At 67.6% G+C, this 14,824-nt stretch carries 14 protein-coding genes and 1 tRNA gene; 5 read left to right on the top strand and 10 right to left on the bottom strand.

The window, feature by feature from the left end; genetic code table 11:
* Positions 1-2: 2 nt before the first annotated feature.
* From C8J42_RS14835 to C8J42_RS14795, 9 genes are all read right to left on the bottom strand, one after another.
* Positions 3-401 carry an MAPEG family protein gene (locus C8J42_RS14835; protein WP_133020662.1) on the bottom strand — a complete coding sequence of 133 codons (399 nt, stop codon included), beginning with the start codon at positions 399-401 and terminating at the stop codon, positions 3-5.
* 37 nt (positions 402-438) lie between these two features.
* Positions 439-660: a hypothetical protein gene (locus tag C8J42_RS14830; protein ID WP_133020661.1), complete on the bottom strand. Its 222-nt coding sequence runs from the start codon at positions 658-660 to the stop codon at positions 439-441.
* Between the two features lie 85 nt (positions 661-745).
* On the bottom strand, positions 746-2,119 hold the full coding sequence (locus C8J42_RS14825; protein ID WP_133020660.1) for an MATE family efflux transporter: 1,374 nt from the start codon (positions 2,117-2,119) through the stop codon (positions 746-748).
* Positions 2,120-2,475: 356 nt separating this feature from the next.
* Positions 2,476-3,594, bottom strand: a complete 1,119-nt coding sequence (locus C8J42_RS14820) for a PHB depolymerase family esterase (protein ID WP_133020659.1) — start codon at positions 3,592-3,594, stop codon at positions 2,476-2,478.
* A gap of 92 nt (positions 3,595-3,686) precedes the next feature.
* Complete coding sequence (locus tag C8J42_RS14815) at positions 3,687-4,946, bottom strand: adenosylmethionine--8-amino-7-oxononanoate transaminase (RefSeq protein ID WP_133020658.1); 1,260 nt, start codon at positions 4,944-4,946, stop codon at positions 3,687-3,689.
* Entirely contained in the window at positions 4,943-5,560 is a 618-nt protein-coding gene (gene bioD, locus C8J42_RS14810; protein WP_207897142.1) for a dethiobiotin synthase, read from the bottom strand. Before bioD ends, C8J42_RS14815 begins: the two co-directional genes overlap by 4 nt.
* Entirely contained in the window at positions 5,557-6,678 is a 1,122-nt protein-coding gene (locus C8J42_RS14805; RefSeq protein WP_133020656.1) for an 8-amino-7-oxononanoate synthase, read from the bottom strand. Before C8J42_RS14805 ends, bioD begins: the two co-directional genes overlap by 4 nt.
* A 56-nt stretch (positions 6,679-6,734) precedes the next feature.
* Entirely contained in the window at positions 6,735-7,367 is a 633-nt protein-coding gene (locus C8J42_RS14800) for a 2-dehydro-3-deoxy-6-phosphogalactonate aldolase (RefSeq protein ID WP_120301156.1), read from the bottom strand.
* Positions 7,364-8,227, bottom strand: coding sequence for a 2-dehydro-3-deoxygalactonokinase (locus C8J42_RS14795; RefSeq protein ID WP_133020655.1), 864 nt, complete (start codon positions 8,225-8,227; stop codon positions 7,364-7,366). Before C8J42_RS14795 ends, C8J42_RS14800 begins: the two co-directional genes overlap by 4 nt.
* Positions 8,228-8,386: 159 nt before the next feature.
* Between C8J42_RS14795 and C8J42_RS14790 the strand changes: the two genes are divergently transcribed.
* The 3 genes from C8J42_RS14790 (at position 8,387) to C8J42_RS14780 (ending at position 13,353) form a co-directional block, all read left to right on the top strand.
* Entirely contained in the window at positions 8,387-9,112 is a 726-nt protein-coding gene (locus C8J42_RS14790) for a FadR/GntR family transcriptional regulator (RefSeq protein WP_107954384.1), read from the top strand.
* A 31-nt stretch (positions 9,113-9,143) separates the two neighbouring features.
* Entirely contained in the window at positions 9,144-10,085 is a 942-nt protein-coding gene (locus C8J42_RS14785) for a Gfo/Idh/MocA family oxidoreductase (RefSeq protein ID WP_133020654.1), read from the top strand.
* A gap of 76 nt (positions 10,086-10,161) precedes the next feature.
* Complete coding sequence (locus C8J42_RS14780; RefSeq protein ID WP_347812413.1) at positions 10,162-13,353, top strand: TRCF domain-containing protein; 3,192 nt, start codon at positions 10,162-10,164, stop codon at positions 13,351-13,353.
* A 10-nt stretch (positions 13,354-13,363) separates the two neighbouring features.
* Here C8J42_RS14780 and C8J42_RS14775 read toward each other — a convergent pair whose 3' ends face one another.
* Positions 13,364-14,209: an N-formylglutamate amidohydrolase gene (locus C8J42_RS14775; RefSeq protein ID WP_133020653.1), complete on the bottom strand. Its 846-nt coding sequence runs from the start codon at positions 14,207-14,209 to the stop codon at positions 13,364-13,366.
* 110 nt (positions 14,210-14,319) lie between these two features.
* On the opposite strand from C8J42_RS14775, the gene C8J42_RS14770 reads away from it, so the two are divergent.
* Positions 14,320-14,697: a response regulator gene (locus C8J42_RS14770; RefSeq protein WP_056065257.1), complete on the top strand. Its 378-nt coding sequence runs from the start codon at positions 14,320-14,322 to the stop codon at positions 14,695-14,697.
* Between the two features lie 44 nt (positions 14,698-14,741).
* Positions 14,742-14,816 (top strand) — tRNA-Val (locus C8J42_RS14765).
* The last annotated feature ends 8 nt before the right edge of the window (positions 14,817-14,824 follow it).

Here is a 14,824-nt window from a genome sequence, read left to right as displayed (position 1 = left end):
CCTCAGAGAAAGCGGATCAGCATCAGCAGCAGGCCGAGGATCGACACCGTCCAGCTCAGGCTGCGGACATATTTGATGCCGAACAGATAGAGCGGGATGTAAGCGATCCGCGCACCGAACCACAGCCATGCGCCAATCGCACCCATCCCGCCGGTGCGATCGGTTACGGCCAGCCCCAGCGCGAGCGCGATGAAGACCGGGTAGGTTTCCTGGAAATTCTTGAGCGCACGTTCGGCACGGCCGGCCATTTCGCCGAGCGGCTTCTGTTCGCCGTCGCGCGGCCCGGCGTTCCAGTCGAGCCCGCGGTCGCGCGTCGCTGTCTGTCCCTGGATCATGACGTACGCGAATAGCAGGACCGTCGACCAGCCCAGCAGCAGCAGTTCCGTCGGTAAATGCGTCATGATCGATCTCCGCTAAGGTAGCGGGTCTCGAACGCTGCTAGTGTGCTTGTGTTGCAACCTTGACCTGCTGATCGGCATGCATTTGGCGGGCATCGTGCTCGCGATGAAACGCGCGGTCGGCGTCGTCGATCGCGCCGAGCAATGCGCCGAAGCAGGGGGCATCGTCGATCGGATAGACGCGCGAAAGATCATGCCCCAGCGCAAACACGTCGCGTTGCGTGAGAAGCCCGATCGCGACGATACGGTCTGGGTCGGACATGTTAGGCTCCCGTGATGCAATATATGTTAACGCGCTCCACGTGTTATCGGTACCGGCCTATCGCGAAAACACGCCCAGCGGAGCGTCAACCAAGGCCGAGCCGCTCGCGCGCCTGCCACCGGGCCATCATCAGCACCGACACCACCGCCAATCCGGTCGCCAGCCCGGTCCAGATACCGACGCCGCCCCAGCCGCGGGCAAAGGCGAGCCACGCGCCGACCCCGATGCCGATCCCCCAATAGCCGATCGCAGCGAAGATCATCGGCACCGTGGTATCCCCCAATCCGCGCAACATGCCCGCGCCGATTACCTGCGCGCCGTCGACCACCTGGAATATCGCAGCAACCGCGAGCAGCGAGATCGCCAGCGCCACCACTGGCGCGTTCGCAGGCGCATCGACATCGAGGATGATGCTGATCAGCAACTGTGGGGCGAAGATCAGCAGCGCGGCGGTCAGCACCATGAAGCTCTCGCCGATCGCGAACGCCGCCCAACCTGCGCGCCCTATGCCGGCGCGGTCGCCACGCCCTGACGCCAGGCCGACGCGGATCGTCGCCGCCTGCGCGATGCCGAGCGGGACCATGAAGGTAACGCTGGCGATCTGGATCGCGATCGCATGCGCGGCGAGCGGTACGGTGCCGAGCAGGCCCATCAGGAACACCGCGGCGATGAACACTGTGGATTCGAACCCGAGCGTAATCGCGATCGGCAGGCCGAGTTTCCACACGGCACGGTAGCGTGGCCAGTCGGCGCGCCAGAACCGGCCGAGCAGATGATAACGGCGGAACGGCCTGGCGTAGACGATGACCGCCGCCATCGCGACGAAGCTCAGGCCGTTGGCGATGCTGCTCGCCATTCCCGAGCCGAGCAGGCCGAGCGCGGGAAGGCCTGCGTGGCCGAAGATCAACAGCCAGTTGAGCCCGGCGTTGACGACCAGCAGCCCGACCATCACGACCAGCGACCAGGCGGGTTTCTCGAGCGCGGCGACGAACGCGCGGAGCACGAGGAAGCAGAGGCTGGGCAGCATTCCCCACATCACTGCGCGGACGAAGCGCGCCGCCTCGTGCGCGAGCAGCGGATCCTGGTCGAGCAGGTGGACTAGGATTGGCTCGGCATTCCACAGGATGATCCACGAGGGGATGCAGAGCGTGGCGGCGACCCAGATCGTCTGGCGCACCGTCCGCCGGATATCGCGCACCGCATGCGGCCGCGCGCCGCGCTCGCGCGCGATCATCGGCACCGCGGCGGTGGTGAGGCCCATCCCGAAGATCAGGAAGACGAGGTAGAGGTTGAGACCCAGCGTCGCCGCTGCCAGCGTATCCGATCCGAGCCGCCCCAGCATTGCTACGTCGGTCGCGCCGACCAGCGCCTGCGCGAGGTTGGTAGCTACCAGCGGCCAAGCGAGTTTCAGCGTCGCGGCGAATTCGGTACGCCAGGGGCGGGGAGGGGTGGACGTCATGCGCTGGCTTTAGCCGGGTTGGGCGGCTTGTCGATTACTCCCGTCGCTCCTCCCCCTGTCAGGCAAGCGCGCGAGGTGACGGAGGGTGAAAACGCGCCACTATGGTTGTCCATGCCGCCCCCTCCGTCAGGCGATTGCCTGCCACCTCCCCCTGGCGGGTGAGGATCGATAGGGCGCGATGCGGTGTGAAAGATGCTGGGGCGACCGCGTGACCCTTCCCAACCACCCCGTCATCCTGACGAAAGTCAGGATCCAGGGTAACGAACGTCGTCCAATTTGGCTCTGGATCCTGACTTTCGTCAGGATGACGGGGGAGCTGGCGCGGGGTCGAATCTGACGCCTTGCCGAAGTCTATTCTACCGCATCAACCCGGCAGCGCGGAGGGCGTTCTCAATCGTCGCCTGGATGCCGGCGGGGGCTTCGGCGCGAGGCTTCGACGCAGGTTTCGCCGAGACGGGAATCGCGATCTTGGCGACGCGTTCGACTGGTGCGAACGTGATCGCAGTCTCCGCCTTCGCCGCCGAAACCAGACCCCAGGACTTCGCGATCACCGCCGTGCTCGAAATCCCGACGTCGAGCATGAACGGCCCCGCAGCACCCAAGCGCTCGCCACGCAACGGATCGATCGGGGTGCCGTGGCCCATGCCCGGCACGGTCCAGTCCTCGACGACATCGCGCCCTTCCGCATCCGACCAGATCCGGTGGACGGCGGTGCCTACTCGCTCGGTGCGCACCGTCTTGGCGTCGACGCCGTGGACGCCACGCCACTGCCGCGCGATCGTATCCGCGTTCGCCACGCTCACCGTCGCGTCCGCGCCGCCGTGCCAGATCGCGAGCGTCGGCCAGCGTCCGTCATGGCCACGAGCGCCGCTGCGGACCATGTCGACCAGTGCGGTATCGCTGGTGTCGCCGTGCCCGCGCATCCGGTCGAGCGCCTGGGACACGCCGGTCGCGGTGCCGTAGGCTAGCCCGCCGATCACCGCGCCGCCTGCGAACAGATCCGGCCGCGTCGCGAGCATCGCCATCGTCATCGCGCCGCCTGCCGATAGCCCGGTGACGTATATGCGGCTGCGGTCGAGGTTATGGCGCGCGATCATCGTCTCGGTCATCTGCGCGATCGATTCCGCCTCGCCGCCGGCTTGTGCGGTGTCCTCCGATGCGAACCAGTTAAAGCAGAGGTTAGGATTGTTCGCACGCGTTTGCTCGGGGAATACCAGCGCGAAGCCTGCGCCATCGGCGAGCTTCGACCAGCCTGAGCCGTGGTCATACCCTGCCGCCGTTTGCGTGCAGCCGTGCAGGACTACGACAAGTGGTGCATTCGATGGCAGGTCGGCGGGAACGTAGCTGAAGCCGAGCAACGCGCCTGGATTGGTCCCGAATTGGGTCAGTGGCGTCAGGCGGCTGGGCGCAGTGTCGCGCGGCGTCGGCGCTCCGGCGCGCGCCATTCGGGCGAGGGTATCGGCGATGTTTCTCACGGTAATCGAGCCTTTCGTCGCCAGCGTACTCGGCCGCGATCTTATCTCAACGTCGCACGTACATCATTTGTTGCTGCAGTGCAGCAAGAACGTCAGGGGTCTTGCCCGATCGTGTCGGACGCTTCGGCGATCGCCGCGTAGATCCGGTCGAGATCGGAATCGTCGATGCAATAGGGCGGCATGACGTAGACGGTGTTGCCGAGCGGGCGGAGCAGCAGGTCGCGCTTGCCGAAGAATGCGAGCAGGCGTGGGCCGATCTGCGAGAGATAGCCGTCCTCGCCGCGGAGTTCGACCGCGGTGATGGTGCCGATCTGCCGCGCGTTGGCGATACGGGGGTGGCGGGCGAGGGCTGCCAAGCGCGAGGCTTGGCGGGTGGCGAGGTCGGCGATCCGCTCGCGAACCGGCTCGTCGCGCCAGATCGCTAGGTTCGCATTGGCGGCGGCGCAGGCGATCGGGTTTGCGGTGTAGCTTGACGAGTGGAAGAACATGCGCGCACGGTCGGTGCCGTAATGCGCCTGGTAGATCGCCTCGGTCGCCATCGTCACTGCGAGCGGGATCGCGCCGCCGGTCAGGCCCTTCGACAGGCACAGGATGTCGGGCACCACGCCCGCCTGTTCGCACGCGAGCAAGGTGCCGGTGCGGCCCCAACCGGTCATCACCTCGTCGGCGATGAACAGGACGTCGTGCGCTGCGCAGATCCGCCGCATCTCGGCGAGGATGTGTGCGGGATAGATGTGCATTCCGCCGGCGCCGAGTAGCAGTGGCTCGACGATGAACGCGGCGGGGTGTGCGGCGCAGGCCTTCTCCAGCGCGTCGAGCGTAGCCTGTTCTTGGCCGGCAGCGGGAAAGGGGATCGTGCCGACGTCGAACAGCAGCGGCGCATAGGCACGGTTGTAGACGCCGCGCGCGCCGACCGACATCGCGCCGATCGTGTCGCCGTGATAGCCGTGTTCGAGCACTAGGATGCGGTGGCGATCCTCGCCGCGATCGAGCCAGTAACCGAGCGCCATCTTCAGTGCGCACTCGACGCTGGTCGAGCCGGAGTCCGAGAAGAACACGCGGGTGAGGTCCGGCGGCATGATTTTGGTAAGGCCGCGCGCGAGGTTTTCGGCGGGCTGATGCGTCCAGCCGGCGAAGATGATCTGGTCGAGCTTCCCCGCCTGCTCGGCGATCGCCGCCATGATCTTCGGGTTGGCGTGGCCATGCGTCGTGACCCACCAGGACGAGATCGCATCGACGATCCGCCGTCCGTCCGACGTGTAGAGCGCGGCGCCCTCGGCATGCGTTACGAGCGGGATCGGCTCGCGCAGGCCGTGCTGGGTGAAGGGGTGCCAGACGGGGGAGTCGCTCATCGGAACGCCTCCAGATCGAAGTTCGCGGCGAACGCTTCCGCCAGGGTGGCGGCGTTGAGCGGATCGAGGCGGGGCAGGCGGCCTAGCCGGCGAACCTTGCCGAGTGCAGCGATCGTCGCCTCGCTATCCTCGACCGGGTCGCCGACGAAGGCGATGCCCAGGATGGGGACAGCGCGGCTGCGCAGTGCCTCGATCGAGAGCAGGCTGTGGTTGATCGTGCCGAGCCCAGTGCGCGCGACGAGTACGACCGGCTTGTTCCAGCTGGCAAACAGGTCCGCGAAGATCATGTCGCGTGTGATGGGGACCATCACGCCACCTGCTCCCTCGACCACCAGTGGGCCATCGACTTCGGGTAGCGCAAGCTGGTCCGGATCGATCGTCACGCGGTCGATCTCGGCGGCGAGATGCGGCGAGCATGGCGTCGTCAACCGGTATGCTTCCGGCAGGACCCGGTCCGCGGGGACGCCGAGCGTTACGACCGAGGCTGCGTCGCTGCCGTCCGTGAGCCCGGCCTGAACCGGTTTCCAGTAGCGCGCGCCGAGTGCCGCGGTGAGCCCGGCGGCGAACACGGTCTTGCCGATATCGGTGTCCGTTCCGGTAACGACGATCGTCATTGCAATGCCTCTCCCATGACGTCAGCCAGAGCCTCGATATCCGCGACCGTCGCGTTGAGCGTCAACGAAATCCGCAGCCGCGATCCGCCCTCGGGCACGGTCGGCGGCCGTATCCCGCGCACGTCGAACCCCGCTGCTTGGATCGCACCGGCGACCCGCATCGTCCGCGCGGCGTCCCCCAGCACCAGCGGCAGGATCTGCGATCCCGTCGCCGCGACGCCGTACGGTGCAAGCATGCGCTCCGCCACGGCGATCAACGTCCAGAGCTTCTCCCGGCGCGCCGGCTCGTCGGCGATGATGCGGAGGGCCTCGCCGACCGCCAGTGCCATCAGCGGCGACGGTGCGGTCGAGAAGATGAACCCGCGGCCGCGATTGACGATGAACTCGCGCATCACAGCGGGCCCGCACAACAGCGCGCCCTCGCACCCAAGCGCCTTGCCGCAAGTCCTCAAGGTGATGACGTTCTCGCGCCCGTCGAGCGCTTCGGCAAGCCCGCGGCCGTCGGTGCCGAACACGCCGGTCGCATGCGCCTCGTCGATCAGCAGGACGGCGTCGTGGCGGTCGGCGATTTCGGCGAGTTCTGTGAGTGGAGCCTGATCGCCGTCCATGCTGTATAGGCTCTCGACCGCTATCCACACGCGGCCCGTGCCGCCCGACGCGCGCCACGCGGCGATCGCATCCTCGAACGCACCGGCGTCGTTATGCGCCGCGATCACGCAGGTCGCCCGTGTCAGCCGCATCCCCTCGTGCGCGCTGGCGTGGATCAGCGCGTCATGGACGATCAGGTCGTCGCGTTGTGGCAGTGTCGCGAACAGGATCGTGTTGGCGACATAGCCGCTCGCGAAGAACAGCGCGGCCTCGGTCGCGAAGAAGCGCGCGGCATCCGCCTCCAGCGCCTCATGCTCGGGCGCATTGCCGCGCAGCAACCGCGACCCGCCCGACCCGACCGGCACGCCGCGCTGCAACGCATCGGTCATTGCCGCACGAAGCCGGTCCGATCCGGCGAGTCCGAGATAGTCGTTCGAGGCGAAGTCGACGCCCTTACGCGGCCGGAGCGATCGGTACCGGTCGGCAGCCGTCAGTTTGGCGAGGTCTCGTTCCTGTTCGGCAAACATCATCGCGCGGCCCTAAACCCTGCACGCCGGGAAGACGATCCCTGCTTCCAGTCTTGGGTCTAACCCGCGTTCCACGTCTCGATGAACGTCTTCGCCCTCGCGCCCACGTCCGCCGCGGTCATGCCCGGTGCGAACAGCGCAGAGCCGAGCCCGAAGCCAGCTGCACCGGCCTTGCGCCAATCCGCCATCAGTTCCGGCGCGATCCCGCCGACCGGCAGCACGCGCGTGTCCTTGGGGAGGATCGCGCGCATTGCCTTGAGTACCGCTGGGCTTGCGGCTTCGGCGGGGAACAGCTTCAGCGCGGCGGCACCGGCGTCGAGCGCGGCGAACGCCTCGGTCGGAGTCGCGATGCCGGGGAGCGCGACATAGCCCTTGTCCGCCGCCGCGGCGATCACGCGGACGTTCGCGTTGGGGGCGATGATCAGCGTGCCGCCCGCCGCGCCGACGGCCTCGACATCCTCGACCCGCAAGACCGTGCCTGCACCGACGACCGCACGTCCCTCGAGCCTGCGCGCCAGTCGGGCGATGCTGTCGAGCGGGTCGGGCGAGTTCATCGGCACTTCGAGGATCGTGAAGCCGGCCTCGACCAGCGCTTCGCCGATCGCCTCGACCTCGTCGGGCTTTACCCCGCGGAGGATCGCGATCAGCGGGCATTTCGCGAAGGCGTCGTCAAAGGCTTGGCGGTTGGTCATGCTGCAAGATCCTGGATGCGGGTGATGCCGGCGACGAACGCGGCCTGACTGTCTATATGGTGCGACGCGCCGCCGAGCGCATCGATCGCGCTGGCGTACAGCGCGCCGAGGGCGGCGTCGGCTAGGATGTGGACGGTCGCGCCGGGCTCGATTCGCGCGGCGGTGTCCGCGCCAATCAGCAGCCCGCTCGCGAACGAGGCGGCGTGCGCATCGTCGGCAAGTCCGAGTACGCCGCGCGCGCGGATCGCGAACAGGCTGGCGGCGAGATCGCGTTTCGCGCCCTCGGCGACACCTTCGAGGAACGCTGTGCCCGGCTCGACCGGATGGCCGAGCTGGCGCGACAGGACACCGTGCGCGCGGAGCAGGGCGAAGAGTTCGCCGGTCATTGCCGTCGTGAACCGAGCGATCCTGCCGCCCTCGACGGTGGCCCATTTGCAATGCGTGCCCGGCTGGCAGAGCCGCGCGTCCGCCGGTACCAGCCCAGCGGCGACCGCGCCCAGCAGCTGGACCTCCTCGCCGCGCATCACGTCGGCGTGCAATCCGTCGCGGTACGACAGTCCGGGGACGATCGCGGTCCGGTCGTCGATCCGGTCGAGCGCGGCGGCAACCTCTGCAAGTCCTGCGGGGGCGGCGACATAGGGCACGCTACGCCAGCCGATGTTCGATCCGACCATCCCCGCGAGCAGCATCGGCAGGTCGCCCAGGCGTTCGCGGATACCCGCAACCTCAGCGTCGTACTCGTCGGCCGCTACGGCCGCGGCGCCACGGTCGTCACGCTCGGTCGCAACGACGGTACCGTCCTCGATCCGGAACGCGCGCCGATTGGTGGTGCCCCAGTCGACTGCAATGAAAGGCTGCATAACTCTACCTCGACGTCGTCGTGAGCTTGACGATTACGCCCGCCTTTGCCCGCATTGTCGCCAATTGTAGGATGAATGCGGCAAGCCTTCCACCGGATATCGTTGCGGCGCGTTGCAAGACGCGTGACACCAGGAGCGCGTTGCGCCAAAACCCGGCCGATGGCGACCGATACGACAGACACCGACGTTCTTCCGGCCACCGCGATCTTGGGCCGTAATCTGACGCATGGGATGCTCGACACGCTCGGGCGGGCGATCGTCACCGGACGCTATGAAAACCGTCCGTTCCCGACCGAAGCGGAGATCGCCAAGACGCATGGCGTGAGCCGATCTGTGACGCGCGAGGCGGTCAAGATGCTGACTGCGAAGGGCTTGGTCAGCGCGCGGCCGCGGCAGGGGACCGTCGTGCAACCCGCAAGCTCATGGAACCTGTTCGATACCGACGTGCTGCGCTGGACGCTGGAACGCAAGTTCTCGGTCGAGTTGCTGCGACACTTCAACCAGTTGCGCGTCGCGATCGAGCCGGAGGCCGCGGCCTTGGCGGCGCGGTTCGGCGATGCGGCCGACGAGGCGGCGATCCGCAACGGGCTGGCGCAGATGGAAGCGGGCGAGGCGGGAACGACCGATCCGCTCGAGGCCGATATCGCGTTTCACATGGCGATCCTGCGGGCATCGAAGAACCCGTTCTACGCGCAGTTCCAATCGGTTGTCTCGACCGCGCTGCGGACTTCGATCCGGTTCACCAACCGGATCAAGGGCCGTTCCGCCAATATCCCCGATCACGCCGCTGTGGCGGACGCGATCATCGCACGTGACCCCGCCGCGGCGCGGATCGCGATGACGCGGATCATCGGCGACGTGCTGACGCTGATCGGCGACGAGTAAGCACCGTTATACTGTAACTGAGAGGGTTTTAATGGCGACCGAGGCAAAGTCCGCAAAGCCGATCCGGCTGGCGATCATCGGCGTTGGCAAGATCGCGCGCGACCAGCATCTGCCGGCGATCGCGAACGATCCGCGTTTCGAACTGGTCGCGGCGGTCAGCCGTAATGCCGTGGTCGACGGCGTCGATAATTATCACGACATCGCCGAACTGCTCGCGGCCGGGCATGACCTCGATGCCGTTTCGATCTGCACGCCACCGGTCGGACGATCCGCGATTGCGATGGCGGCGCTCGATGCCGGGCTGGACGTGATGATGGAGAAGCCGCCCGCCGCAACGCTGTCCGAAGTCGCGCGGATCGAGGCGCATGCGGTTGCCGCTGGCCGTTCGTTGTTCGCAACCTGGCATTCGCGCGAAGCGGCCGGCGTCGCGCCAGCGCGCGCGTGGCTCGCCGATCGCACGGTCGAGCGCGTCACGATCGCATGGCGCGAGGATATCCGGCGCTGGCACCCCGGCCAGGACTGGATCCTGGAAGCGGGCGGGTTCGGCGTGTTCGATCCGGGCATCAACGCGCTGTCGATCGTGACCGAGATCCTCCCCGGCGCCTGGGTGGTGCATCGTGCGGACCTGCACATACCGGAAGGCCGGATGTCGCCGCTGGCTGCCGATATCGATCTCACCTGCGGCGACATCCCCGTCACGGCGGCGTTCGACTTCCTCCACGAAGGGCCGCAGCAATGGGACATCGTCGTCGAGACTGACGGCGGTACGCTGAAGCTGAGCATGGGCGGCGCGATCCTGGACATCGACGGCACGGTCACCGAGGCGACGGATGCCGAATATCCCGGGCTCTATGCCAAGTTCGCGGCGCTCGTCGGTTCGCGCGCCAGCGACGTGGACGTAACACCGCTGCGGCTCGTGGCCGACGCGTTCCTGGTCGGACGGCGTACGATCGTTCCCGCCTTCGCATGGTGATCGAATACCCTGATCGAGGATAGTATCGCCGGAACGCACGTTGCCGACATCACGTTCATCCTCGAAAGAAGGATGCGTGTCGGTGCTTCAGGTCAGTCAAGACGTCGAGAATGCGGATGTCGCGCCAACGATAGCGGCGAAGCCTAGCGCGGCGGTGGCACCGCTGGCGGCGGCTATCGTCGAGCGCTTGTCCGGCGGGAACCTCGTCTACGTCGCGGCGGACGATCAGCGGGCGACGGAGATCGCGACCATTGCGGCGGCGCTCGCGCCCGATGCTTTGGTCGTCCACGTGCCGTCGAGCGATGCGCTGCCGGGCGACGATGCGCCGGCATCGCCTGCCAACGTCGGACGTCGCGTGGCGGCGTTGCGGCGGCTACGCGCGGGATCCGAGAGTAAGGCGGCACCGATCCTGGTGGTGACGACCGCCGAGGCGACGGCGGTACGCTATCCGCCGCCGCCGATGTTCGACGTGGCGCCACCGCGGCTGCAGGTCGGCGATGCGATCGACATCGAGGCGTTTGCCGCGATCGCCGAGGAGGTCGGCTACCTGACCGACGATCGGATCGACGAACCGGGCGAGATCGCGGTACGCGGTGGCGTGATCGATGTGTTCCCCGCCGATCGCGAGACCCCGGTCCGGATCGAGTTCGCCGATGGCCGCATCACTGGCTTGCGTGATTACGATCCGGTGTCGCAACTCGGCCTGGGCGACGTCGACGTCGTCGAGATCGGTCGCGCGACCGAACCCGCGGTCGAGAAGGGCGTGTCGATCCTCGCGCACCTACCGGATGCAGCGATCGCGTTCGACCGGGATGCGGAGAAGCGGCGCGACCGGTTCCTTGCCATTGCCGCAGATGGCCTGCCCCGGCGTCGTGCCTCCGCCGATCTGGTCCTCGAAAAGGTCTGGGCAACCGAGATCGCGAACCGTGAAACGGCCGCGTTCGACGTTGGCGACGAAATGCCCCCGCGGTTCATCGAACGGCGCGATCCGGCGCGCGCGTTCGCGCGGTTCGCGAAGGACGCGCTTGCGGATGGGCGTCTGCTCGTCGTGGGATCGCCGCGCGACCTGCGGTTCCTCCAGCCCAGGCTCGAGCGGGCGGCGAAGATCGCCTTCACGTCGGTCGATCGCTGGACGGACGTCGTTTCGGCCAAGCCCGGCACCGCCATGTTGCTGGTCGCCCCGGTCGATCGCGGCTTCGTCGCGAGCGGGACCGCGGTCGTTGCCGGCGCGGACCTGCTCGGCGGGCGGGCTCGGGGGGACGAGATCGCGGGCGGCAGTGCGGGCATGTTGCCGGGACTGACGAGCGAGCTGCGATGCGGCGACGTGATCGTCCACGAGGAGTTCGGGATCGGCGTCGTCCGCGGGCTCGAGATGCTGCCGGGGACCGACGGCGACGCGATCGTCCTGGAATATGCCAAGGAAGGCCGCCGCCTGGTGCCTGTGCGCGAGGCCGACCGGATCTGGCGGTATGGCGCGGAGATCGACGCGGTCACGCTTGACTCGCTCGACGGTGCGTCGTGGCAGAAGCGGCGTGGCGCGATCGATGCCGCGATCGCCGAAAGCGCGCGGGACCTCGCCGCGATCGCTGCGGAACGCGACGCAAGGACGACCGATCCGATCGAGCCCGACCGTGCCCGGTACGAGAAATTCGCCGCCGGCTTCGCGTTCACCGAGACGCCGGACCAGGCAAAGGCGATCGCGACGACGCTGGCGGACCTTGCGAGCGGCAAGCCGATGGACCGGCTGATCATCGGCGACGTCGGCTACGGCAAGACCGAGGTCGCGTTGCGTGCCGCTGCTGCCGTTGCACTGGCCGGGCGCCAGGTCGCGATCGCCGCGCCGACGACGGTGCTGGTCCGCCAGCATATCGAGACGTTCTCGAAGCGCTTCGAGGGGACCGGCGTGACCGTCGCCGGCCTGTCGCGGTTGTCGAATACCGCGGAGAAGGCGCGGGTTCGGGCGGGGCTTGCGGACGGATCGATCGGCGTCGTGATCGGCACGGGGGCGATCGCCGGCAAGGGCGTCGCGTACAAGGATCTCGCGCTCGTCGTGATCGACGAAGAGCAAAGGTTCGGCGCGGCCGACAAGGCCAAGATGCATGCGCTGGGGGCGGGGCACGTCCTGACGCTTAGCGCGACGCCGATCCCGCGGACGCTACAGTCCGCGATGATCGGGTTGCAGGGCTTGTCGGTCATCGCCACACCGCCGGCACGTCGCCAGCCGATCCGCACGTCGGTCGCGCAGTTCGACGACGCGACGGTGCGCGCGGCGCTGCGTCGCGAGCGGGCGCGAGGCGGGCAGAGCTTCGTCGTGGTGCCGCGGATCGACGACATGGCGCCGCTTGCCGCCAAGCTGGCCAAGCTCGTGCCTGAACTCGGGCTGGTGCAGGCGCACGGGAAAATGCCGGCGGGGGAGATCGACGAGGCGATGGTCGCGTTTGCGGCGGGCGACGGCGACGTACTGCTTGCGACCAACATCATCGAGGCCGGGCTCGACGTGCCGCGCGCGAACACGATGATCGTGCATCACGCGGACCGGTTCGGCTTGTCGCAGCTGCATCAGCTTCGCGGCCGCGTCGGTCGCAGTGGACGGCGGGGGCAGGTGATGCTGCTGACCGACGGCGAGGCGACGATCGCGGAGGCGACGCTGAAGCGGTTGCGCACGCTCCAGGCGTTCGACCGCCTGGGCGCGGGCTTTGCGATCAGTGCGCGCGATCTCGACCTGCGGGGCGCGGGCGATCTGGTCGGCGAGGCACAGGCTGGTCACATGAAACTGATCGGGATCGACCTGTACCAGCATCTGTTCGGCCGCGCGTTGCGGCTGGCGCGGATCGAGCGCGAGGGCGGCGCGCCGATCGACGACTGGATTCCCGAACTTCACCTCGAACTGGGCGGCAGCCTTCCCGAAGCGTGGATCCCCGAGATGGAGGTGCGGATGTCGCTCTATGGCCGGCTTGCGCGGCTGGAGGACGTCTCGGCACTCGACCTGTTCGAGGCGGAGCTGGACGACCGGTTCGGCAAGGCGCCCGAGGCGGCACTGCGACTGTTGCAGGTGGCGCGTATCCGGATGATGGCGCGTGAGGCGGGCGTACGACAGATCGACGCCGGTCCCGCTGCGATCGCGTTCACGCCGCACGACCGGACTGCCGCAAAACCGCTCGACGATCTGGTCGAGAAGAACGGGCGCTGGATCGCCGCCGAGGGCATTGCCGACCCGATCACGCGGGCAGGGCGGATCGAGGAACTGCTGGACGCGCTGATCAGCTAGGCGCGTCCGGTCATTCGGCGGCAGCGGCGAGCGGGACGGGCAAGGCCTCGTCGGTGAGCGCCGCCAAAATTGCGCGGACGAGGTCGACGACGCGCGCAAAACCGGCCCCGGGCGCGTGGAGCTTGCGATCGAGATACAGCGTGCGATCCAGCTCGAATTGTACCGCATGAACGTTTGCGGCCGGACACGCATGTCGTTCCAGGATATGGCCACCCGCATAGGGTGCGTTGATCGCGGTCGAGAACCCGCGCGCGATACACTCGGCTTCGATCCGCGCGACGAAGCGTGGCTCGGCGGAATGGCCGAACCGGTCGCCGATCACGATTCGCGATCCACCCGGACCGAGCGGCGGCATCGAATGCACGTCGAGCAACACCGCCACGCCGAATCGGTCGTGTGCCGCCTTCAGCGCCGCCGTGAGCGCCGCATGGTAAGGACGGTGATCGTTGGCGATCCTCGCGGTGACGTCGGCATCGGTGAACCGCCGCGCCCAGAGATCGCCCGCCCCCGATGCGCGGCGTGGGACGAGACCGAGCCCACTGCGCAGCTTGGCGGATTGCTGAGCGAGCGGCATCGATGGCGCACCCTCGTCGAGCAGCGGATCGCGCTCGTCCTCGCGCCGGTTGAGATCGATCCAGGCGCGCGCACGGGTCTGGACGATCGTCGTCTGATCGGTCCGTGCGGCACGCGCCACCGCATCGACGAGCCGATCCTCGAGCGGCAGCAGCCCGGCAAGCGGCACGCGCAACGCCGTCTTGAGCGCGAGCGGATAGTCCCGGCCTGCGTGCGGGACGGACACCACCACCGGGCTCACGGGCGGCATTGCGCCCAGGCGCTCGAAGGAAGAAGACTGCATCGCACCACGCTAGGGCCAGCACCGGGCATGGGCAATCGACCTGGATATGTTAACCATTTTCAGGGTAGGGCGACCGCGGAATGTGCGTGTGAAAACGGGACTTTAGATCGATGTTACGAATTCTGCTGGCCGAGGACGATCAGGTCATGCGCGAGTATCTGACTCGGGCGCTCGAACGCTCGGGCTATGCCGTGACCGCGGTCGACCGCGGGACGGCGGCGATTCCGTTGCTCGAAACCGAGACGTTCGACCTGTTGCTGACCGATATCGTCATGCCCGAGATGGACGGCATCGAACTGGCGCAGAAGGCGGGCGAGATGTGTGCGGACCTGCGGGTGATGTTCATCACCGGCTTTGCGGCGGTCACGTTGAAGGCCGGGCGGGCGATGCCGCAGGCGCGCGTCCTGTCCAAGCCGTTCCACCTCCGCGACCTGGTCGCCGAGGTCGACCGGCTGTTCGAGATGGATAATGTCACGGGTATGCATTGAGGGCTTGCACGCCGCGAAGAGCGCGGCTAGTGGAGCCCTCCGGCGGGCGTGTAGCTCAGTGGTAGAGCACTGTGTTGACATCGCAGGGGTCGCAAGTTCAATCCTTGCCACGCCCACCATTGAAAAC

The organism is Sphingomonas sp. PP-CE-1A-559, assembly GCF_004340965.1.
GTDB lineage: Bacteria > Pseudomonadota > Alphaproteobacteria > Sphingomonadales > Sphingomonadaceae > Sphingomonas.
Note: the sequence above shows the minus strand (reverse complement) of the source record. Positions and strands in the feature narration are given on the sequence as shown.

Bases quoted from the DNA above. Each gene is read 5' to 3' on its own strand.
- C8J42_RS14800 (WP_120301156.1), bottom strand. From the start codon at position 7,367: ATGACCAACCGCCAAGCCTTTGACGACGCCTTCGCGAAATGCCCGCTG.
- C8J42_RS14775 (WP_133020653.1), bottom strand. From the start codon at position 14,209: ATGCAGTCTTCTTCCTTCGAGCGCCTGGGCGCAATGCCGCCCGTGAGC.
- C8J42_RS14795 (WP_133020655.1), bottom strand. From the start codon at position 8,227: ATGCAGCCTTTCATTGCAGTCGACTGGGGCACCACCAATCGGCGCGCG.
- C8J42_RS14805 (WP_133020656.1), bottom strand. From the start codon at position 6,678: ATGATGTTTGCCGAACAGGAACGAGACCTCGCCAAACTGACGGCTGCC.
- C8J42_RS14790 (WP_107954384.1), top strand. From the start codon at position 8,387: ATGGCGACCGATACGACAGACACCGACGTTCTTCCGGCCACCGCGATC.
- C8J42_RS14815 (WP_133020658.1), bottom strand. From the start codon at position 4,946: ATGAGCGACTCCCCCGTCTGGCACCCCTTCACCCAGCACGGCCTGCGC.
- bioD (WP_207897142.1), bottom strand. From the start codon at position 5,560: ATGACGATCGTCGTTACCGGAACGGACACCGATATCGGCAAGACCGTG.
- C8J42_RS14830 (WP_133020661.1), bottom strand. From the start codon at position 660: ATGTCCGACCCAGACCGTATCGTCGCGATCGGGCTTCTCACGCAACGC.
- C8J42_RS14825 (WP_133020660.1), bottom strand. From the start codon at position 2,119: ATGACGTCCACCCCTCCCCGCCCCTGGCGTACCGAATTCGCCGCGACG.
- C8J42_RS14785 (WP_133020654.1), top strand. From the start codon at position 9,144: ATGGCGACCGAGGCAAAGTCCGCAAAGCCGATCCGGCTGGCGATCATC.
- C8J42_RS14835 (WP_133020662.1), bottom strand. From the start codon at position 401: ATGACGCATTTACCGACGGAACTGCTGCTGCTGGGCTGGTCGACGGTC.
- C8J42_RS14770 (WP_056065257.1), top strand. From the start codon at position 14,320: ATGTTACGAATTCTGCTGGCCGAGGACGATCAGGTCATGCGCGAGTAT.